Consider the following 21398-nt stretch of genomic DNA (forward strand, 5'->3'; position numbering starts at 1 on the left):
TGCAAAGCCCCGCTAAAGCGGGGCATAAACGGCATGAGGCCGTATGAAAATAGCTAACTGCGTTCTATTATTTTTTGGCGGCGTCTAGCTTGGCGACTTCCGCATCCAACTGGTCAATCTTCGCCTTCATCAGCTCGCGACAATGGGCCGCCAGCTCACGCACCTGTTCTTTACTGTAATGACTGGTATCGACAGGTTCCAGCATCTCCACAATCACATGGCCGTTGTTCCAACGGTTCAGCTTGATCTTGTCGGTAGAAGAAACACAGATCGGCACAATCGGCACACCGGCCGCGATCGCCGCGTGGAACGCACCGGTTTTAAACGGCAGTAAACCACGGCCACGGCTGCGGGTTCCTTCCGGGAACATCCAGATCGAGATGTCCTGTTTCTTGAAGGCATCCACCACCTGAGCAATGGTGCCATGGGCTTTTGCGCGGTTATCCCGGTCAATCAGCAGGTTACCGGTCAACCAGTAAAGCTGGCCGAAAAACGGGATCCACACCAGGCTTTTTTTGCCCACGGTCACGGTGCGTGGCTGTACCGCATTAGAAACCGTCACCATGTCGTAGTTGTTCTGATGGTTGGCAATGTAAATACATTTGCCGTTGTTGTCCGCGCCAGCAGGCTTACGGAGTTCAACCTTGATGCCGAACACTGTCGACAGGCGGCCGAACAGATGGCCAAAGGTCGCTACATGGCGGGGGTTACGCGGGCTGAACAAGCAGTAAAGCGAACCGAAAAAACTCACCAACAGGCAATAGACCGTGACAATGATCGCACGTAATATCAATAACATAACAACCTCATTAGCACACTGCCAACCCGGCCGCTGAACGGCAGGGAAGATTTCTTTTTGTATGAGGAGCGCAGGCTGAAGAACGCGCGGCGCTTCTAAGTTCTCTATTTTCCCGCCAGCCAGCGATCGGCACAATAAATTTATAGCCGGAAAAATTAACTCACTTAAAAAAAAAGATCAGGATAAAAAAGCCCTGAACGGGTACGGGCGCAGCATGCAGCGCCCCTACGTAAGAATACCTGCGATCGCTTGGGCGCAGTTTATTGCGCCCAAGCAGGGTATATCACCGCTTTACTCTTCGCTATCACCCAACGATTCGCGCTCTGGCATATCCACCTCAACCCGATCGATACGCTGCAGGCCACGTGGCAACAACGTGCCCTTACGGCCACGCTCGGCGCGGAATTTCTGCAGATCTTCCGGGCGCAGTTTCAGCTTGCGCTTGCCTACGTGCAGGGTGATCGAGGTCTGCGGCGGCAGTACGAACAGCCAGGCCAGTTTATCTTCCCCGCTGGCAGCCTGCGCCGACGGTATCGAGATAATCTTGTTGCCCTTGCCCTTCGACAGCTGTGGCAGATCGGCGACCGGGAACATCAGCATGCGGCCAGCGGTGCTGATAGACAGCAGCATATCGTCGCTGCCGTGGATTTCCATCGGCGGCAGTGCCTTGGCGTTGTCCGGCAGGGTGATCATCACCTTACCGGCGCGGTTACGTGCAACCAGATCGTTAAAGGTACACACGAAGCCGTAGCCGGCATCGGAAGCCATCAGCAGTTTCTGATCGTCCGCAGCCATCAGCACCTGCTCGATGGTGGCACCTGGCGGTGGCGTCAGCTTACCGGTTAACGGTTCACCCTGGCCACGTGCTGAAGGCAACGTCAGCGGATCGAGCGCATAGCTGCGGCCAGTCGAGTCGATGAACACCACCGGCTGGTTAGTCTTACCGCGCGCGGCGGCAAGGAAGCTATCTCCGGCCTTGTAGCTTAGGCCGCTCGGATCGATATCGTGGCCCTTGGCGCTACGCACCCAGCCCATTTGCGACAGCACAATCGTCACCGGCTCTGAAGGCACAAAATCGTGCTCGCTCATGGCCTTGGCTTCTTCACGTTCGGTCAACGGCGAACGACGATCGTCGCCATAAGCCTGCGCATCGGCCTGGATTTCTTTCTTGATCAGGTTGTTCAGCTTGCGCTCAGAAGCCAGCAGCGCCTGCAGATGATCGCGCTCTTTTGCCAGCTCATCCTGCTCGCCGCGGATCTTCACTTCTTCCAGCTTGGCCAAATGGCGCAGCTTCAGCTCGAGGATCGCTTCGGCCTGGGTATCAGAGATGCCAAACCGCTGCATCAATACCGGCTTCGGCTCATCTTCGCTGCGAATGATGTGGATCACTTCGTCGATATTGAGGAACGCAACCAGCAAACCTTCCAGGATGTGCAGCCGTTTGAGCACTTTTTCCAGGCGGTAATTGAGGCGGCGGCGCACCGTATCACGGCGGAAGACCAGCCATTCGGAAAGGATCTCCACCAGCCCTTTGACCTGCGGGCGGTTGTCCAGACCGATCATGTTCATGTTGATGCGGTAGCTGCGCTCCAGATCGGTGGTGGCAAACAGGTGGTTCATTACCTGATCCAGATCGATACGGTTCGAGCGCGGCACAATCACCAGACGGGTCGGGTTCTCGTGGTCGGACTCATCGCGCAGGTCTTCCACCATCGGCAGCTTTTTAGCCCGCATCTGGCTGGCGATTTGCTCCAGCACTTTGGCACCGGAAACCTGGTGCGGCAAAGCGGTGATCACCGCGCTGCCGTCTTCTTTCTTCCAGATGGCACGCATGCGTACCGAGCCACGGCCATTCTGGTAAATTTTGCGGATCTCTTCGCGCGGGGTAATAATTTCCGCTTCCGTCGGGAAGTCCGGCCCCTGCACAAACTCCAGCAAATCGTCGAGCGATGAGCCTGGTTTATCGATCAGGGCGACCGCCGCCGCGGCAATTTCACGCACGTTATGTGGTGGAATATCCGTTGCCATGCCTACCGCGATACCGGTTGTCCCGTTGAGCAGGATGTTCGGCAGGCGTGCAGGCAGCATCTTCGGTTCTTGCATGGTGCCGTCGAAGTTGGGCACCCAGTCCGTGGTGCCTTGGCCCAACTCGCCCAGCAGCACTTCGGCGTATTTCGACAGGCGCGATTCGGTATAACGCATCGCGGCGAAAGATTTAGGGTCATCCGGTGCCCCCCAGTTCCCTTGGCCATCTACCAGCGGGTAGCGGTAAGAGAAGGGTTGCGCCATCAGCACCATAGCTTCATAACAGGCGCTATCGCCATGCGGATGATACTTACCCAGTACGTCACCGACGGTACGGGCAGATTTTTTGAATTTGGCGCTGTTGCTAAGCCCCAGCTCCGACATGGCATAGATAATGCGGCGCTGTACCGGCTTTAAACCATCGCCGATATACGGCAGCGCCCGATCCATGATGACGTACATGGAATAGTTCAGATAGGCGTTTTCAGTGAATGTGTGCAGCGGTAGACGCTCAACACCGTCATGAGTCAGTTCGCTCATTACTCAGATATCCTCAGACGACAAAGGGTCGATTCTGCCCGCGATAGTAACTCATCTGCGGGGTGGCTGTCACAGATGCTGCGTGGATCGGCCATTGATGCTGGCGATCGCCCCAGTTTATGCGAAATTTTGCCATCAGTGGCCGCCTTTCTTGACTCACAGTCAACACTGTTGTGCGCTAGATCGCATTTTTCCCTGCTGCAAGAAGGATTACACTCCGTTTCAACGATATGCCTTACGGCCATCACATTCTACATTCTGACAGGAACCCAGCACCCATGAGCAATATCCTGATTATTAACGCCAAGAAGCAATTCGGCCACTCCAACGGCGAGCTGAACCAGACCCTGAGCGACGTAGCAGAAAGTTTCCTGCGCGATGCCAAGCACGATGTGCAGGTCACCGTAGTCGATGACGGCTATGATATCGAAGCCGAAGTGCAGAAATACCTGTGGGCCGATACGGTGATTTACCAGATGCCAGGCTGGTGGATGGGCGAGCCCTGGATCCTGAAAAAATACCTCGACGAAGTGTTCACCGCTGGCCACGGCAGCCTGTATGCCAGCGATGGCCGCACCCGTTCCGATGCCAGCAAAAAATACGGTTCCGGCGGGCTTCTCCAAGGCAAGAGCTACATGCTGAGCCTGACCTGGAATGCCCCGCTGGAAGCCTTTACCGATCCTGACCAGTTCTTCCACGGCGTGGGCGTAGACGGCGTTTATCTGCACTTCCACAAGGCCAACCAGTTCCTCGGAATGGAAGCACTGCCGACCTTTATCTGTAACGATGTGATTAAACAACCGGATATCGCCAGCGATATCGCACGTTTGCGCGCACATCTGGGCGAAGTGTTTGCTTAACTGTGATGGGTTTTATCAATCATACCGTTAGCCAGTGAGGCCATTATGATCACCGTAATTGCAGAAATCAGAACCAGACCAGGTCATCGTGAAAGCGTATTACAAGCGATTGAAAAGCTGTTACCAGCGGTGTTGGCGGAAGAAGGCTGTGGCGGCTATCAGCCAATGATCGACGCCGACACCCAGGCACCGTGGCAGAAGCGTTCGCCGGATTCCATCTTTATGCTAGAGAAGTGGCAGAGCCAGGCGCATCTGGAACAACACCTGCAGATGGATCACATGCTCAAACACCGTGAAACCATCAAGGACAGCGTGCTGGACACAACCATTTATGTGCTGGATAACCCCTCACCCTAACCCTCTCCCACAGGGAGAGGGGACGGTCCGTGCCACAACTTGATTACAGCACACTTCCTCTGCTTCAACCCTACTTCTGCCCCTGAAGACGACGCTGTACTAGCCCCCTCTCCCTGTGGGAGAGGGCTGGGGTGAGGGCAACAGACATCTCCGCTCTACAGGCTCTGTGCATCGGTGATATGCGCGCTGACATAGTCCAGAAAACAGGTGATCCGTGCGGCCAACTGGGCATTGCGATAATACACCGCGTTAATCGGCTGGCGGACATCCAACGTTTCGGCCGCCAGCAGCTGAACCAGACGCCCTTCCCGCTGATCTTCCCGCGTCATAAAATCGGCCAATTGGGCAATCCCTTCCCCGCGTAGCGCCAGTTGCCGCAGCGTTTCGCCGCTGGAGGCCGATAGCGTTGGGGTAATGGCAAAGCGCTCCGCCTGCCGATGGCGCAACGGCCACAGATTGAGCGACTCGGGCTGCGTAAAGCCCAGCAGGCTATGGTGGTTAAGCTCTTCGACACTCTGCGGTGCTCCAAAGCGGGCAATATAGTCCGGGCTGGCAAGGATGCGTAACCGGCTCGCCCCCAGCAGGCGCGCGTGGATGGTGGAGTCTCGCAATGCGCCAATACGAATGGCGATATCGGTGCGCTTCTCCAACAGATCGATAATCAGGTTATCGGTGTTCAGCTCCAGCTCAATCTGTGGGAAACGTTGGCGGAAACCGGAGACCAGCGGCACGATCACATGTTCCATAAAGGGCGCGGCAGCGTTAACCCGCAGCCTGCCCGCCGGGTTCAGACGGCGCAGCGCCATCTGCTCTTCGGCATGTTCCACAGAGTTGATAATTTCCCGCGCATGGGCCAAAAAGCTCTGCCCCTCTTCGGTCAACTCCAGACGACGTGTGGTGCGGCGCAGTAACGTGGTATCGAGTTTTTTTTCCAGACGGCTCAGCGCCCGGCTGATGCCAGAGGTGGTTTGGCCAAGCTGCTCAGCGGCGGCGGTAATCGAACCGCTGTCGATCACGGAGGTATAGGCCAAGAGTTCTTCGAGGGTGATTTTCATGCATTCCGCCCTGGGTTATCGGGCGCAGCACGCAGTGCGCCAGGGATGGCACAATGTAAAAACGTGGGGCCGCGGTTGCGGCCCCACAGGCATCAGACGGAAAGCTCGGCGGTATCGCCCTTGTCTTGCAGCCAGTTGCGGCGGTCTTCCGAACGCTTCTTCGCCAACAGCATGTCCATAATGGCCATGGTCTGATCGGTATTCTCGTCATCGATGGTCAACTGCACCAGACGGCGAGTGTTGGGATCGAGCGTCGTTTCACGCAGTTGCAGCGGGTTCATCTCACCCAACCCTTTAAAGCGCTGTACGTTCGGCTTGCCCTTCTTACGCTTCAACTGCTCCAGCACGCCGGCTTTCTCTTCCTCGTCGAGGGCGTAATAGACTTCTTTACCCAGGTCGATACGGTATAGCGGTGGCATCGCAACGTGCACATGGCCGCCTTTCACCAACGAACGGAAGTGGCGAACAAACAGCGCACACAGCAGCGTGGCGATGTGCAGGCCGTCGGAGTCCGCATCCGCCAGGATACAGATTTTGCCGTAGCGCAGTTGGCTGAGATCTTCGCTGTCGGGATCGATGCCGATCGCTACCGAGATATCATGCACTTCCTGCGAAGCCAACACTTCGTCTGAGGAAACTTCCCAGGTGTTGAGGATCTTGCCCTTCAGCGGCATGATCGCCTGATATTCGCGATCGCGCGCCTGCTTGGCCGAGCCGCCCGCCGAGTCCCCTTCCACCAGGAACAGTTCGGTCATGCTCAGGTCCTGCGAGGTGCAGTCCGCCAGCTTGCCCGGTAACGCAGGCCCGCTGGTCAGCTTTTTACGCACCACCTTCTTCGCCGCTCGCAGGCGACGTTGAGCGCTGGAGATCGCCAGTTCGGCCAGTTGCTCGGCCGCCTGGACGTTCTGATTCAGCCACAGGCTGAAGGCATCTTTCACCACGCCGGAAACAAACGCCGCGCACTGACGGGAAGAGAGCCGCTCTTTGGTCTGGCCCGCGAATTGCGGATCCTGCATTTTCACCGACAGCACGTAGGCACAGCGATCCCAGATATCTTCCGCAGACAGCTTCACGCCGCGCGGCAGGATATTGCGGAATTCACAGAACTCGCGCATCGCATCCAGCAGCCCTTGGCGCAGGCCGTTGACGTGCGTGCCGCCCTGCATGGTAGGGATCAGGTTGACGTAGCTCTCCGTCAGCAGTTCCCCGCCCTCCGGCAGCCACAGCAGCGCCCAGTCCACCGCTTCGGTATCACCGGCAAAATTGCCGACAAACGCCTTTTCCGGCAGAGTGATCAGGCCGTTCACCGCTTCCATCAGGTAGTCAGTCAGGCCGTCCTGATAGCACCAGCGCTGCTCGGTATTGTTCAGCTTGTCAATAAAGTAGATTTCAACGCCGGGGCACAGCACCGCTTTGGCTTTCAGCAGGTGCGACAGGCGGGAAACCGAGAAGCGCGGGCTGTCGAAGAACTGCTCGTCAGGCCAGAAATGAATGCTGGTGCCGGTGTTGCGTTTGCCGCAGCTACCGGTCACCGCCAAATCCTGCACCTTGTCGCCGTTCTCAAAAGCGATGCTATACACGTTACCGTCGCGCTGGACGTTGACTTCCACCCGTTTGGACAGGGCGTTAACCACCGAAATCCCCACGCCGTGCAGGCCGCCGGAGAACTGGTAGTTCTTGTTGGAGAATTTACCGCCCGCGTGCAGACGACACATGATCAACTCAACCGCCGGTACGCCTTCTTCAGGGTGGATATCCACCGGCATGCCGCGGCCGTCGTCGATCACTTCCAGTGACTGATCGGCGTGCAGGATCACGTCGATACGCTTGGCATGGCCCGCCAACGCTTCATCGACGCTGTTATCTATCACCTCTTGACCGAGGTGGTTCGGACGCGTCGTGTCGGTGTACATACCGGGACGACGGCGCACTGGTTCTAGACCGCTGAGTACTTCAATGGCATCAGCGTTATAGCTGGATTGAGTCATCGTTGATTATTTTTTCGTGGTTGAGGGAAGGTGCCGAAATCGCCCGCTGCCTGTTCAGTATATCTGTGATAGCTGAAGTTGCCGCGGCGTCATAGCCCTAAAAAATCCACAATCTGGGGGAAGTAGTGCTCGAAACCGACGAAAGCGTGGTTTCCGCCCGACTCCACCGTTTGCCGGCAGGCGGTGTAATAAGCCACTGCCTGACCGTAATCGAGAATTTCATCGCCCGTTTGCTGTAGCAACCAGATTAAATCCGGCGACTCCAAGGGATCGACCTGCATCACTTTCAGATCATAAACGTGGCGTGACTCTAACACATATTGCTGCCCGGTGTAGGGGTTCTCGTTGCTTCCCAGATAGTCGACCAGCAGCTCATACGGCTTCACCGCAGGGTTTACCACTACCGCTGGCAACGCAAAACACTGCGATAACCAGGTGGCATAATAACCGCCCAACGAGGAGCCTACCACGCCCATCGTCTGACCTGCCCGCGCCATCACCAAATCTTCCAGCATTTCCGCCGCCTCCGCCGGGTAAGGCGGCAACTGCGGTACCAGCATGTCGATATGGGGATGATGTTCCGCCAGCCAGGTTTTGAAAGCCGTGGCCTTGGCCGAAAGCGGCGAACTGTTGAAACCGTGCAGGTAAAGTAAGGTTGAGGGCATCAGTAGCCGTCCGAATCCATGTCGGGGCGGAAGTCATCGTTTTCCAGCCGGAATACCTGGGTTTCCACCCGGCCATCCGGCAACAGGTCAAGATAGCGCCAACCTGGGGAAACGTCGTCGATGGTAAAATTGGTGCAGTGCGGCTTGAATTGCACGCAGGTGGACGGCGTGGCCAACAGCCGACGCCCGTGCCAGCCCAGATCCAATTCCTGGTGGATATGCCCGCACAGCAGGGTATTCACTTTCGGATAGCGCCACAGCACGGCCGCCAGCGTATGCGGGTTACGCAAACTGTGTTGATCAAGCCAGGTGCAGCCGGAAGGCAACGGATGGTGATGCAGCAACAGCAGCGTGTAGCGCTCTGGATGAGCCTCCAGGCAACGCTCCATCCACTCCAACTGGTATTCACTCAGCTCGCCGTGCGGCACGCCAAACACCTGGCTATCAAGCAATAGCACCTGCCAGTTGTCCCCCAGCAGCACCTGCTTTGAAGGTGAGATACCGGCTGCGGCCAACGCATCTACCATCGCAGGCTGAAAATCGTGGTTCCCCGGCAGCCAGACACAGGGCGCAGGTAAACGGGTAATGCCATCGGCAAAGTGCCGGTATGCCGCCTGGGAGTGATCCTGCGCCAGATCGCCGGTTGCCACGATCAGGTCGCACTCACGCTGCTGCGCGATCACCGCATCCAGCACCGCGTGATAGCTGGCATAGGTATTGATGCCGAGCAAGGTCTCACTCTTGCCAGCAAACAGGTGGGTATCTGTTATTTGTAAGATCCTGACCTTGGCCCCACTCGCCACGGGCAGTCTAAACAGGCTTTCCAAATGGTGTCCTTTGTTATCTCCGTCGACCTAACAAGCCGGAACCGCCATTGCTCCATGCGCTAAACAGTAGCGCAACCAATCAGCAAGAAACTGGTTAATTTGATGCTTTTCGTCGCGTTGATGCAACTTTTTGTTCGGATAATCATAACGCGCTTTAAACCGATAGATCTGCTGACTGGAACACACTTCCGCAACCATCGCGTCGTGGTACAGCCGTACCGTCATCGCAGGCAGGCTCCAGTAGCTGACCGCAGGCGCAGTCTGCTCAATCTGCACCAGCGTGGTGTAACGGGTAGATTCAACAATAGTCAGACGATAATGGGCGCCATTCACCTGATAAGTGACGGTTTCATCGACTTCGTCGTTACGCGGCATCAAACGCCGCAATTGCGCGAAGTTGGTTTCACACAATCTCATCATTTCCGGGAAGTCAGGGGTATAGCGCTTTTGCATTTAGTTGGCCCATTCTGCTTTAAGCGATTCATGGTGCAACGCCAGCCACTGCAATGCAATCACTGATGCGGCATTATCAATCGCGCCTTCTTCAACCCAGCGGTAAGCCTGTTCGCGGCTGACCACGTGGACACGGATATCTTCATGCTCTTCGGGCAATCCGTGGATCCCTTCGGCCGTCAGGGCGTCAACCTCACCGACCATAATAGACAGACGTTCGCTGGTGCCACCAGGGCTGGCCAGATAGCTCAGCACCGGCTTGCAGCGCCCGACCACCACGCCAGCCTCTTCCAACGCTTCGCGGCGGCACACGTCCTCAACGCTTTCTCCCGTTTCGATCATACCCGCAACCATTTCCAGCAGCCAGGGGGAAGCTGAGCTATCGATGGCCGGGATCCGCAGTTGTTCAACCAGCACCACTTCGTCCCTGATGGGATCATAGGGTAGCAACACCGCCGCATGGCCGCGCTCAAAAACTTCGCGCGTGACCTCACCGCTCATCTCACCGTTGAACAAACGATGGCGAAAGCGATATAAGTCGAGTGAAAAAAAACCACGGTATAGCGTCTCTCGTGCAATAATTTCTACATCATTTTTGTCGAAAGTAACGGGTGAAGGTTGCGAGCGGTTCATCTACGAATTCTCCTGTGTGATTATGCCGGCAAAATAAAGGGATTTGATGACAGAAACGGCGGGATTATCTTCACCCGCTTTGTGTTAGATTGTGAACCATGATATCAGGTAGCGCCGATGCAAATAGCCCAGTGTCAGTAAACGTAGCGTACACCAAGGTAAAAGTTCTGTGAGATGGCACATTAAGCCACCCTCAGCGCTCGGCAGACTCTGCTAGAATTGGCAACTATTCGTCTATCGTCAGCGCTAACATAGCAATATTGCTGCACAACAAGGAATGCAAATGAAGAAACTGCTCCCCCTTCTTATTGGTCTGAGCCTCGCTGGCTTCAGCACCATGAGCCAGGCAGAGAACCTGTTGCAGGTTTACAAACAGGCCAGGGAAAGTAACCCGGATCTGCGTAAAACCGCTGCCGATCGTGATGCGGCGTTTGAAAAAATCAACGAAGCACGCAGCCCGTTGCTGCCGCAGCTTGGCTTATCTGCTGGTTATACCTATAACAACGGCTTCCGCGATGCCAATGGGCTTAACAGCAATACCACCCAAGGCTCGCTCGCGCTGACCCAGACTATCTTTGATATGTCCAAATGGCGCGCGCTGACGCTGCAGGAAAAGACCGCCGGTATTACCGATGTCACTTTCCAGACGTCTTCCCAGAAATTGATCCTGGATACGGCCACCGCCTATTTCAACGTACTGCAGGCGATCGACGCCCTGTCCTATACCCAGGCGAATAAACAAGCGGTCTACCGTACCCTGGATCAGACCACCCAACGTTTTAACGTGGGCCTGGTTGCCATTACCGACGTGCAGAACGCTCGTGCCAACTACGATACCGTGCTGGCCAACGAAGTGACTGCCCGTAACAACCTGGATAACGCGGTAGAATCGTTACGCCAAATTACCGGCACCTTCTACCCGGAACTGGCCTCGCTGGATACCAACAAGTTCAGCACCAAGCGCCCGGATGCCGTCAACAGCCTGTTGAAAGAAGCGGAAAGCCGCAACCTGAGCCTGCTGTCTGCCCGCCTGAACCAGGATCTGGCCCGTGAGCAGATCAAATCGGCACAAACCGGCTATATGCCAACGGTTGATTTAAATGCTTCTACCGGGATCACCAATTCCAAATACAGCGGTTCCAGAGCTAACACAGGGACCAGTGGCAACGACTCGATTAATGGCCAGAACCAGGTCGGCATCAGCGTTAGCGTGCCGCTGTACAACGGCGGCGTAACCAACTCGCGGGTAGAACAGGCGCAGTACAACTTCGTCGGTGCCAGTGAGCAGTTGGAAAGCGCCCACCGCAGCGTGGTGCAAACCGTGCGTTCCTCATTCAACAACGTTTCTGCGTCCATCAGCAGCATCAGCGCTTATAAACAAGCGGTGGTTTCTGCCCAGAGTTCTCTGGATGCAACCGAAGCCGGTTACGAAGTGGGTACCCGTACCATCGTTGACGTGCTGGATGCGACAACCACGCTGTATAACGCCAAGCAACAGCTTTCCAATGCGCGTTATTCTTACCTGATCAACCAGCTGAACATCAAATCGGCGCTCGGCACGCTGAACGAAAACGATCTGATGATGCTTAACGGAACACTAGGCAAGCCAATCTCCACCGCGCCAGATGTGGTAGCCCCCCCAACAGCGGCGCAAGATGCCTATGTTGACGGTTCCAGCACCACTCGGCCAACGGCTAGCAGATAACCTGCTCCAGCTTTGAGCTACCGATTAACGGGGCCCGGCATTTGCCGCGCTCCGTTTTTTTATCCAATAATCCCGCATCTGCCCCTCACCTCACAGCCTCTCTAAACAGGTTAATGTTATGATCCGCTCCCTATTGGGGTTTATCTGCTGAACGGGATCTGATGGACAACGCTTCACTCTGGCAACGGTTGATCACCGAAGGCGCGTTACCGCCACAGCTGCGCCCCTCCCCGGCCATTTATGCCTCCTGGCTACGCTGCAGCCATCTGATGCAACCCGCCGTGTGGAAAGCCCCACATCGCGCCCTGGGCACTACCTTCGACTCTATCTGCCGGCGTAAGGATGATTTCATTACGCTCGGCCAGGCGGCGTTGGAAGATGCCTGGGAATATATGGAACAGCGCCACTGCGTGTTGCTGATCCTCGACGAAAGCGGCTGCACGCTGTGGCAATGCGGCGACAAGGCGACCGGCGAGCAACTGCTCGAACTGGGTTTTGCGCCTGGTGCTTACTGGGCGGAAGGCGATATCGGCACCAATGCCCCTTCCCTGGCCGCATCTGAGGGCCATCCGGTACAGATCCATAGCGATGAACACGTGCGCCAGGCACTGCATGGCTGGTCATTCTGTGCCGCGCCAGTGCATGACAATAGCGGCCGCCAGCGCGGTATGTTGGCTTTGGGTTGCCAGTTGGCCGATTGCAATGCGGGCGATCTTTCCCTGATCCTGGCGATCGCCCGAGAGATCGGCAATGCCCTGAACGCCGACAGCTTGCTGGCCGAATCCAATCGCCATCTCAATCAGCTCAACGGGCTACTGGACAGCGTAGACGACGGCGTCATGGCCTGGGATCACCGGGGTTATCTGCAATATATCAACCCGCGCGCCGCCGCGATGCTCAAGCTGCATGAACAGCAGAGCCAAGGCAAACCACTGGCACAGTTGCTGACGTTACCGGCCTTGCTTAACCGCGCCATCAGCCAACGCCAGCCGTTACAGCATGTGGAGGTCACCTTTGAAAGTCAGGGCCAGTTTATCGCCGCGCTGCTCACCCTCAAACCGATATTGGACGGTGAGCACTGTAGCTTCATCGCCTTGCTGCATCCCTTGGAAAGGCTGCATCAATACGTCAGTAGCCAGATCGGCCGGGTCAGCCACACCTTCGAACAGATGCCTTCAGGCACCCAGGAAATGCGTCGCCTGATCCGCTATGGCCAGCAGGCGGCAAAGGGCCATCACCCGATTTTGCTGTGCGGTGAAGAAGGGGTGGGGAAAGAGCTGCTCAGCCAGGCCATCCACAATGCCTGCGAACGTGCCGCCGGGCCTTATATCGCCTTGAACTGCCAGTTGCTGCCCGAGGCACAAGGGTTGAAGGAGTTACTCGGCAGTGATGCCAACGAAGAACAGGCGGGCCAGCTCAGCAAGTTCGAACTGGCCAACGGCGGTACGCTGCATCTTGAACAGGTCGAATACTTGCCGCTGGCCATGCAGTCCGCCCTGTTGCAGGTGCTAAAAACCGGCGTGGTAATGCGTATGAATTCCAGCCGCGTGATCCCGGTGAACGTGCGGGTGATCGCTACCAGCGCCGCCAACCTGGCACTGCTGGTGCAACAGAATCGTTTTCGTCGCCAGTTGTTCTATAGCCTGCAGGCCTTCGAGATCCAAATTCCGCCGCTACGCCAGCGCCTCAGTGACATCCCTTTGCTGGTCCAGCACCATCTGCGCGCTCTGGAGCAACACTTCCAGTGCCGCTTCCGGGTAGACGACGAGGTAATGACCCAGCTTGGTCTGTACCTGTGGCCGGGTAACGATCTGGAACTGAAAGGGGTGATAGAGCGCGCCGCGATGATTTGCCACGGCCACCATATTCAGCTGGCCGACCTCCCCGCTCACTTGCTCAGCCATCAGCCGCTAGTGGAAAGCGACTCTCAACCGGCTATGCCACTGATGACGCTGGCGGAAATGGAGTTGCAGGCGATTATCCGCGTGGCCAACGTCAGCCACGGGCAGCTTAACGAGATGGCGCAGCTGCTGGGCATCAGCCGCACCACGCTGTGGCGTAAAGTCAAACAGATGAATATCGATATCAGCCAGTTCAAGCTGCGGGGTTAATGGCTGAGTTGTAAAGTGCCGCGCGCCGCATCCAGCATCGCTTTCTGACCGCTGCGGGTCTTGCTCATACATTCGCTCATGCCGACCACCATCGGGATCCCCATCGCTTTGGCCAGGATCGCGGTGTGTGACAAGGCATTGCCGCCGCTCAGGCAAATACCGAGTACCATGCGCCGATCGAGCATCACGACGTCGGAAGGCATCAGCTCATCCATCACCAGGATCGCTGGCTCATTGAGCACGATCGCCGGGATAGGCTGCCGTGCCAGATGGCTCAGCGTACGGCGCAGCATGTCACGTACGTCCAGTTCCCGCGCCTGCAAATACTCATCATCCAGCGCCCGATAATCAGCGGCAATCTGCTCCAGTTCCTGCCGCCACGCCTGTTCCGCGCTGCATTGCTGTTGTGCGATACGGGTAAAGGCGGCCTGTTGCAGGTCGGGATCGTCTAGCAACATGCTGTGCGCCCCGAAGATCGCCGCCTGCGGTTTACCGATCAGGTTGCCAGTGCGATCCGCCAGCTTGTTCAGATCGTCTAACGTCTGCTGCAATGCGATACGCAGGCGCTGCTGTTCATTGAGCACGCCATCGGCCCCTAGCTGGCGCTCTTCCGTTTTCGGCCAGAAGCTCGACACCTGGAATATCGGACCACTGCTGACGCTTTCCTCCACGGGGATACCGTGCAGTGAAGGCAATTGCTGCTCAGATACGGTTTCGCCAAAGTGCTGTTCTGCCAACACCTTGAAAGCTGCCAGGGCTTCATCCGCCTGTGCACCATCGGCAATCAGGCGGATAGTGTCACCGTGGCGAACCTGCAACAAAGCAAGCTGATTCAGGCTGCGTGGGTTGGCACATTGGCCATGTTTTTCCAGCACCAGTTCCGCTGTAAAAGGAGCCAGAGCCTCTGCCAGACGCGCCGCCGGGCGAGCGTGCAACCCGTGTGGATTCTGTACCGTCCAACTCAGGCTTTTTCCCTGGCTCAGCGGTAAATTCAGCGGCTTGCTGGCAGGTATCTCCTCACCGAGCTGTGCCTGCTTGACCTGCAAGGCTCCTTGCGCCTCTGCCAGTACCTGCTCCAGGCTACCGCCCGCGTTAGCCGCTACGACCGCGGCCAGCGTGCCTTCCACCAGCGGTGCCGCACACAGCACCACCTTGGCCGCCACCTCTGGGTCGAGCAGCTCAAGTGCGGTTTCCGCACTCAATAATGCGCTGCCGAGATCCATCAGCACCACGATCCCCGCTCCGTCCGCCACGGATTCGATCGCTTCCATCACTTTCACCGCATCGGTGCCGATCGGATGTAGCTCATCATCAACCCCTGCCGCCAGCACCAGTTTGCACCCCTCGCCGCGCATCATCTGGCGGGCGAGTTGCTCAACACCCTGCGCCAGTTGTGCACTGTGAGAAACCACAACGATGTTGATCATCCTGCCTCCTCGACCACTTGGGCCAGCGTTTGTATCATCAGCATGACGGAGGTTGCGCCCGGATCCTGATGGCCGATACTGCGTTCGCCCAAATAGCTGGCGCGCCCTTTACGGGCCTGCATCACAATGGTGGCCTGTGCGGCCTGCTCCGCCCGAACGGCGGCCTGTTGTAGCGCCTGGGTTACGCTGAGCTGCTGCTGTAGCGACTCGCCCAGGCTTGCAACGACCGGCCCCCAGACATCACACATGGTTTTATCGCCCGGTTCTGCCTTGCCGCGCATCGCTACGCCTTCCGCGCCTTCCTGGATCACCTGCTTCAATTCCGCCAGATCCAGGCTTTGCTTGGCATTGGCCGCCTGAGCCGCTCGAATGAAGAAAGTGCCAAACAGCGGACCACTGGCACCACCAACGCTGGAAAGCAGCGTCATACCGGTGTTCTTGAGAATAAATCCAATGTCCTTGTCCGCTACCGAGGGCAGCTTTTCTACCACCTTGCTAAAGCCACGGTTCATATTCAGGCCGTGGTCGCCATCGCCAATATCGCTATCCAACTGAGTCAAGAAATCGCGTTCGCGGGTAAAGACCTCACCACAACGCATCAACCACTCAACGACCTGCTGTTTGCTTAATGTCATGATCCCTCCTCAGCCCCAACGCAGCGCTGGCGTGTTCACCGGCGCATCCCACAGCGATAACAACTCGTCATCCACTTGCAGCAAGGTGATGGAAACCCCCTGCATATCCAATGCGGTGCAGTATGATCCCACCAGGTTACGCTCGATCACGATCCCGGCTGCGGCGCAACGCTGCGCCAAACGGTGGTAAACCCCATACAGTTCGGAAAGCGGCGTCGCCCCAAGGTTATTGACCAGCGCAATCACCCGATCGCCCTGCGTCAAAGCTCGTTTGCTCTGGCTCTCTTCACGCCACTCCCCCTGCTGACGATCCCAAACGCGGATCGAGCGCTGGTAATCACCGTGATCGATCAGGGTATGGAACATGTCATCTACCGTTTGATCGAGGGTGGTGAACGTCCGCCGTTCGATCCCCGGTTCGCCGTGGATGCCAACGCCAAACTCCATCTCGTTATCGGCCAAAGTAAACGACGGTTTACCTGCCGCAGGCACGGTGCAAGCGCCCAGAGCAATCCCTAGCGAGTGGCCTTGGTTGTTGATTTTGTGCCCCAGCGTGACCAGCGCATCCAGATCAAAGCCCCGTACCGCTGCCGCGCCAAGCAGTTTTTCCATCAGCACCGTGTTGGCGACCCCGCGTCGGCCAGCGGTAAATAGGCTGTCTTTCACCGCCACGTCATCATCCACCAACACCGTTGCCACTGGCACGCCACTGTCATGCAGCAATTCGGTCGCCGTTTCAAAGTTGAGAATGTCACCGGTGTAGTTCTTGATGATCAGCAATACCCCGGCACCGCCGTCGATGGCCTGGCCGCAGTCGTACATTTTATCCGGCGTCGGCGAGGTGAAAATCTCCCCTGGGCAGGCACCATCCAGCATTCCCTCGCCCACGAAGCCACAGTGCATCGGCTCATGGCCGCTACCACCGCCTGACAGGATCGCCACTTTGTCTGGGATCGGCCCCGCCGTGCGGGTCACAAACACCGGATCCTGATGCACCCGCAGCTCCGGGTGAGCGGCAGCCATGCCGAGTAGTTGTTCATTGAGTACCGAATCGACCTGATTGATTAGCTTTTTCACGGTTAATTCCTCTGTAGGAAACAGCGGGCGCGCTAACCGCGCCCGATGATTTATGCGCGTTGCAACCAGGCGCTGCCCAGTTTGTCTGCCGTCAGGATGGCCGCCTGTACGCTTTCCGGCGTCACGCTAAACGGCATGTTGTGGATGGTTTCACCCTTGGCACAGCTGGCCTCTGCCACCTTGCCGATTTTTTCTGTCAGTTCACCGGTGATGCCCATTTGCGCCAGGGTAATCGGCAGCCCGACCTGCTGGCAGAAGTTCAACACCGTTTCTATCTGCGCCATTGGGCTGTTTTGCAGCACCAGTTGAGACAGGGTGCCGAACGCCACTTTTTCCCCGTGATACAGATGATGGCACTCTTCCAGCACGGTAAAACCGTTGTGTATGGCGTGCGCCGCCGCCAGACCGCTGCTTTCAAAACCGATACCGCTCAGATAGGTGTTAGCTTCAATGATGCGCTCCACCGCTTCGGTGACCACACCAGACTCCGCAGCCAACTTGGCCTTAACCCCTTCAGCCAACAGCGTTTCATAGCATAGACGTGCCAGATTGAGCGCCGCCAGCGTAGACTTGCCGCCCGCCATGCTGGTGGCCTGGGCATCGAAACAGGCCTGAGCTTCAAAATAGGTGGAGAGCGCGTCCCCCATGCCCGCCACCAGTAGGCGTACCGGCGCTTTGGCGATAATGGCGCTGTCCATCACCACCATATTCGGGTTGGCGGGGTAAATCAGGTATTCTTCAAACTCGCCGCTTTCGCTGTAGATCACCGACAACGCGCTGGTAGGCGCATCCGTCGAAGCAATGGTCGGCATCAACACCACCGGCACATGCTGGTAATAGGCGATCGCCTTGGCGGTATCCAGCGTTTTACCACCGCCGATACCGATCACACCTTTGCAGCCTTGGCTTTTCAGTTCCTGACCAAGGCGGTCAATTTCCTTGCGGCAGCATTCGCCATTAAACGTACCAGCGTGATACTTCACTCCGTGCTGATGCAGACTGCCCATCACAGTATCGCCCGCCAGTTTCATAACGAAATCGTCGGCGATCACAAAGTAATGATCGGCAAGGGCTTTGGCATATTCGCCCACGCAGGCCGACGCATTGGCACCTTGAATGTATTTGCTTGGGGATTGAATGATTCTCAACATAACTGACTCCTTGTAGGGACGTTAATCAAGTAACGTTCAGATTTCAGAGGATGATATCGACGTATTGTTCTGTTGCTGACTATACGACCTGCCGGCCGCTTGGCGACTAAGGAAAAAAACGTTACATAATGGAACGTAGCTTCGGACAAAACGTTCCATTATGTAACGCTTTTGCTGCAGTTATGCGCCGTAAAGCGAACTGGCGCACACCGTAACGTATAAGTGCGTAAAGAGTGGATCCTGCGGGTGTTTCAGCTTTAATTTTGAGCATCTTTCCCCTATCCTATCGACCACGACTGGGCAAGGGCGAATACAGCCCGCATGATGGGATAGATATCGATGAAACGGACCAAAAACATCAACAAAGACACCTTCCGCAAATCCTGGCGCAGCTACCGTGTTGCTCCCGTAGCTTTGGCGATCAGCGCAGTGTTTATGCTGGCCGGCTGCGAACAGGCGGATGAGACGGTTTCCCTGTATAAAAATGCTGACGATTGTTCAACCTCCAACCCGTCAATGAGCGAGCAGTGCACCACCGCGTATAACAACGCGCTGAAGGAAGCGGAAAAAACCGCGCCTAAATACGCCACTCGTGAAGACTGCGTCGCCGAATTCGGCGAAGCACAATGTACCCAGGCTCCAGCACAGGCTGGCATGGCCGCAGAATCACAAAGCAGCGGCAGCATGTGGATGCCGCTGATGGCGGGCTACATGATGGGCCGCATGATGGGTGGCGGGGGCTACGCTCAACAGCCGCTGTTTACCTCTAAAAACGCCGCCAGCCCGGCAAACGGCAAGTTTGTTGACGCCAGCGGTAAAAGCTATGGCCCGGCAACCGCAGGCGGCCGTTCCATGACGGTACCTAAAACCGCCATGGCCCCAAAACCAGCGGTGACCAATACCGTTACCCGTGGCGGTTTCGGTGAATCCGTGGCCAAACAGACCAGCATGCAGCGCAGCAGCGCCACTTCCAGCAGCTCACGCAGCATGGGTGGTTAATGCATGAAACGCGTTGCGATTAGCGAGCGCCCAGATTGGCGCGAAAAAGCCACCGAATTTGGTTTCGCCTTTCATACCATGTACGGCGAACCTTACTGGTGTGAAGATGCCTATTACCAATTCACATTGGCGCAGATCGAAGAGATTGAAGATGCCACCGCCGAACTGCACCAGATGTGCCTGAAGGTGGTAGATAAGGTGGTCAATAGCGATCAACTGATGACCAAATTCTGCATCCCCAAGCACACCTGGGAATTTGTTCGCAGCTCCTGGCGCACTAATCAGCCTTCGCTGTATTCACGCCTCGATCTGGCCTATGACGGCATCAATCCACCCAAGCTGTTGGAAAATAACGCCGATACGCCAACCTCACTGTATGAGGCAGCGTTCTTCCAATGGCTGTGGCTGGAAGATCAGATCAACGCCGGCAAGCTGGATCCCGCCTCTGACCAGTACAACAGCCTGCAAGAAAAACTGATCGAACGTTTCGCCGATCTGCAAGCCAATCACGGCTTTGGCCTGTTGCATCTGGCCTGCTGCCAAGACAGTGAGGAAGATCGCGGTACAGTGCAATATCTGCAAGATTGCGCGCTGGAAGCGGGCCTACCGACCGAATTTCTGTATATGGAAGAGATTGGCCTGGGCGAGAAAGGCCAGTTCACCGACCTGCAAAATCAGGTGATCGGTAACCTGTTCAAGCTCTATCCGTGGGAATTCATGCTGCGCGAGATGTTCTCCACCAAGCTGGAAGACGCTGGCGTACGCTGGCTGGAACCGGCCTGGAAGAGCATTATCTCCAACAAGGCTCTGCTGCCGCTGTTGTGGGAAATGTTCCCGGATCATCCAAACCTGCTGCCAGCCTACTTTGCCGAGGACGATCATCCGCAGATGGATCATTACGTCACCAAGCCGCTGTTCTCACGCGAGGGTGCCAACATCCAGATCGTCCAGAACGGTCAGGAAGTGGCGCGCGTAGATGGGCCATACGGCGAAGAAGGCATGATTGTGCAGCAGTTCCATCAGTTGCCACAGTTTGAAGGCAGCTATACGCTGATCGGCAGCTGGCTGGTCAACGATCAGCCTTGCGGCATTGGCCTGCGTGAAGATCGCGAGTTGATCACCCAGGATCTGTCGCGCTTCTACCCACATATTATTCTTGGTTAATCCGTAGGGTCGAACCTATTCGATCGTAAAGGCGCGAATTTTTCGCGCCTTTTTTATTCAACCAACCTGCACCGAAAGCATGCTCAGCGCGGCCATTTCAATCCCATCGATTGGCACCGAAATCGGCTCTTTACCATCCCAGCCGCCCAATACATACAGCAACGGCAGGTAATGCTCTGGCGTCGGATTCGACAACGCTGCGCCTTCATGCTGCATAAAATTCACCAGCGGGTGATGTTCGCCCTGATAGTCCAGGTTATCACGTACGTACTGGTTGAATGACTCCGCCCAAGGATACGGGCTGGTGTCACCCTGCCATTTCACCATGCGCAGGTTATGCACTACGTTGCCGCTGGCCACGATCATGATCCCCCGCTCTCGCAGCGCCGCCAGCTTACGGCCCAGCTCAAAATGGTATTCCGCTGGCTGAGTCCCATCGATGCTCAGCTGCACCACCGGGATATCGGCTTGCGGATACATCTTGATCAGCACGCCCCAGCTACCGTGATCCAACCCCCACTCACTGGTATCGGCCATCACCTGCGCCGGGGCCAACAGGCTTTGCAGCTCTGCCGCCAGCTCCGGTGAACCCGGTGCCGGGTACTGCGTATCAAACAGCGCCTGCGGGAAGCCACCAAAGTCGTGAATGGTTTTTGGATGTTCCATCGCCGTTACTGCCGTCCCACGAGTGTACCAGTGGGCAGACACAGCAACGATCGCCTTTGGCCGTGGCAATTGCTCACCTAACGCACGCCAGGCCTGGGTATAGCGGTTATCTTCCAGCACGTTCATCGGGCTTCCGTGGCCAAGAAAGAGTGCAGGCATACGAGAGGTGGTCATAAAAAATCCTTGGTTAGCGTGAAAATCGTTCTGCTGACTACATTACGCTGTTTGTCCTACCAAGGCAGCCGGATAACCCTGATGGTG

General features: G+C 56.6%; 20 protein-coding genes. 6 read left to right on the forward strand and 14 right to left on the reverse strand.

All coding sequences use genetic code 11. The annotated features are described in order from the left end of the window. Nucleotides 1–67: 67 nt before the first annotated feature. The 3 genes from AC6HVW_RS15220 to AC6HVW_RS15230 form a co-directional block, all read right to left on the reverse strand. Nucleotides 68–799 carry a 1-acylglycerol-3-phosphate O-acyltransferase gene (locus AC6HVW_RS15220; RefSeq protein ID WP_071682096.1) on the reverse strand — a complete coding sequence of 244 codons (732 nt, stop codon included), beginning with the start codon at nt 797–799 and terminating at the stop codon, nt 68–70. 291 nt (nt 800–1090) lie between these two features. Beyond that, nucleotides 1091–3364, reverse strand: a complete 2274-nt coding sequence (parC, locus tag AC6HVW_RS15225) for a DNA topoisomerase IV subunit A (RefSeq protein ID WP_071682097.1) — start codon at nt 3362–3364, stop codon at nt 1091–1093. 13 nt (nt 3365–3377) lie between these two features. Further along, entirely contained in the window at nt 3378–3500 is a 123-nt protein-coding gene (locus AC6HVW_RS15230; protein WP_256221135.1) for a hypothetical protein, read from the reverse strand. 142 nt (nt 3501–3642) lie between these two features. Here AC6HVW_RS15230 and AC6HVW_RS15235 point away from each other — a divergent pair, with 142 nt between their 5' ends. Both AC6HVW_RS15235 and AC6HVW_RS15240 read left to right on the forward strand, forming a co-directional pair. Next, entirely contained in the window at nt 3643–4224 is a 582-nt protein-coding gene (locus AC6HVW_RS15235; RefSeq protein ID WP_071682098.1) for an NAD(P)H-dependent oxidoreductase, read from the forward strand. 45 nt (nt 4225–4269) lie between these two features. Then, nucleotides 4270–4581 carry a putative quinol monooxygenase gene (locus AC6HVW_RS15240; protein ID WP_071682099.1) on the forward strand — a complete coding sequence of 104 codons (312 nt, stop codon included), beginning with the start codon at nt 4270–4272 and terminating at the stop codon, nt 4579–4581. A 155-nt stretch (nt 4582–4736) separates the two neighbouring features. Here AC6HVW_RS15240 and AC6HVW_RS15245 read toward each other — a convergent pair whose 3' ends face one another. From AC6HVW_RS15245 to nudF, 6 genes are all read right to left on the reverse strand, one after another. Next, entirely contained in the window at nt 4737–5636 is a 900-nt protein-coding gene (locus AC6HVW_RS15245; RefSeq protein WP_186485975.1) for a LysR family transcriptional regulator, read from the reverse strand. Between the two features lie 92 nt (nt 5637–5728). Next, complete coding sequence (gene parE, locus AC6HVW_RS15250) at nt 5729–7624, reverse strand: DNA topoisomerase IV subunit B (RefSeq protein WP_071682101.1); 1896 nt, start codon at nt 7622–7624, stop codon at nt 5729–5731. 89 nt (nt 7625–7713) lie between these two features. Beyond that, on the reverse strand, nt 7714–8289 hold the full coding sequence (gene yqiA / locus AC6HVW_RS15255; protein WP_071682102.1) for an esterase YqiA: 576 nt from the start codon (nt 8287–8289) through the stop codon (nt 7714–7716). Then, nucleotides 8289–9116 carry a 3',5'-cyclic-AMP phosphodiesterase gene (cpdA, locus tag AC6HVW_RS15260; RefSeq protein WP_021806859.1) on the reverse strand — a complete coding sequence of 276 codons (828 nt, stop codon included), beginning with the start codon at nt 9114–9116 and terminating at the stop codon, nt 8289–8291. The genes yqiA and cpdA overlap by 1 nt, the downstream gene beginning before the upstream one ends. 27 nt (nt 9117–9143) lie before the next feature. Then, nucleotides 9144–9569 carry a DUF1249 family protein gene (locus AC6HVW_RS15265; protein WP_021179514.1) on the reverse strand — a complete coding sequence of 142 codons (426 nt, stop codon included), beginning with the start codon at nt 9567–9569 and terminating at the stop codon, nt 9144–9146. Next, on the reverse strand, nt 9570–10202 hold the full coding sequence (nudF, locus tag AC6HVW_RS15270) for an ADP-ribose diphosphatase (RefSeq protein ID WP_021179513.1): 633 nt from the start codon (nt 10200–10202) through the stop codon (nt 9570–9572). A 283-nt stretch (nt 10203–10485) separates the two neighbouring features. Here nudF and tolC point away from each other — a divergent pair, with 283 nt between their 5' ends. Continuing rightward, a complete protein-coding gene (tolC, locus tag AC6HVW_RS15275; RefSeq protein ID WP_037376203.1) occupies nt 10486–11907 on the forward strand; it encodes an outer membrane channel protein TolC in 1422 nt (473 codons plus the stop codon). Between the two features lie 161 nt (nt 11908–12068). Then, the gene (gene dhaR / locus AC6HVW_RS15280) at nt 12069–14018 is read left to right on the forward strand and encodes a dihydroxyacetone kinase operon transcriptional regulator DhaR (RefSeq protein WP_071682103.1); all 1950 of its coding nucleotides are present in this window, start codon (nt 12069–12071) and stop codon (nt 14016–14018) included. Here dhaR and dhaM read toward each other — a convergent pair. From dhaM to AC6HVW_RS15300, 4 genes are read right to left on the reverse strand one after another with little or no spacing between them, the layout of a single operon-like run. Continuing rightward, nucleotides 14015–15445: a dihydroxyacetone kinase phosphoryl donor subunit DhaM gene (gene dhaM / locus AC6HVW_RS15285; protein ID WP_497569521.1), complete on the reverse strand. Its 1431-nt coding sequence runs from the start codon at nt 15443–15445 to the stop codon at nt 14015–14017. The two genes, dhaR and dhaM, sit on opposite strands and share 4 nt — an antisense overlap. Beyond that, the gene (dhaL, locus tag AC6HVW_RS15290; protein WP_021179509.1) at nt 15442–16080 is read right to left on the reverse strand and encodes a dihydroxyacetone kinase subunit DhaL; all 639 of its coding nucleotides are present in this window, start codon (nt 16078–16080) and stop codon (nt 15442–15444) included. Before dhaL ends, dhaM begins: the two co-directional genes overlap by 4 nt. Nucleotides 16081–16089: 9 nt before the next feature. Beyond that, complete coding sequence (gene dhaK, locus AC6HVW_RS15295) at nt 16090–17157, reverse strand: dihydroxyacetone kinase subunit DhaK (protein ID WP_021806863.1); 1068 nt, start codon at nt 17155–17157, stop codon at nt 16090–16092. 50 nt (nt 17158–17207) lie between these two features. Continuing rightward, nucleotides 17208–18308 (reverse strand): glycerol dehydrogenase, encoded by a 1101-nt coding sequence (locus tag AC6HVW_RS15300; RefSeq protein WP_071682104.1) that lies wholly within the window; start codon nt 18306–18308, stop codon nt 17208–17210. Between the two features lie 339 nt (nt 18309–18647). Here AC6HVW_RS15300 and AC6HVW_RS15305 point away from each other — a divergent pair, with 339 nt between their 5' ends. Next, nucleotides 18648–19307 carry a DUF1190 family protein gene (locus tag AC6HVW_RS15305; protein WP_021179506.1) on the forward strand — a complete coding sequence of 220 codons (660 nt, stop codon included), beginning with the start codon at nt 18648–18650 and terminating at the stop codon, nt 19305–19307. 3 nt (nt 19308–19310) lie between these two features. Further along, entirely contained in the window at nt 19311–20471 is a 1161-nt protein-coding gene (locus tag AC6HVW_RS15310) for a glutathionylspermidine synthase family protein (protein WP_166733415.1), read from the forward strand. Between the two features lie 57 nt (nt 20472–20528). Here AC6HVW_RS15310 and ygiD read toward each other — a convergent pair whose 3' ends face one another. Further along, nucleotides 20529–21311 (reverse strand): 4,5-DOPA-extradiol-dioxygenase, encoded by a 783-nt coding sequence (gene ygiD / locus AC6HVW_RS15315; RefSeq protein WP_071682106.1) that lies wholly within the window; start codon nt 21309–21311, stop codon nt 20529–20531. Nucleotides 21312–21398 lie beyond the last annotated feature (87 nt).

It is taken from the genome of Serratia sp. NCCP-200 (assembly GCF_059697885.1).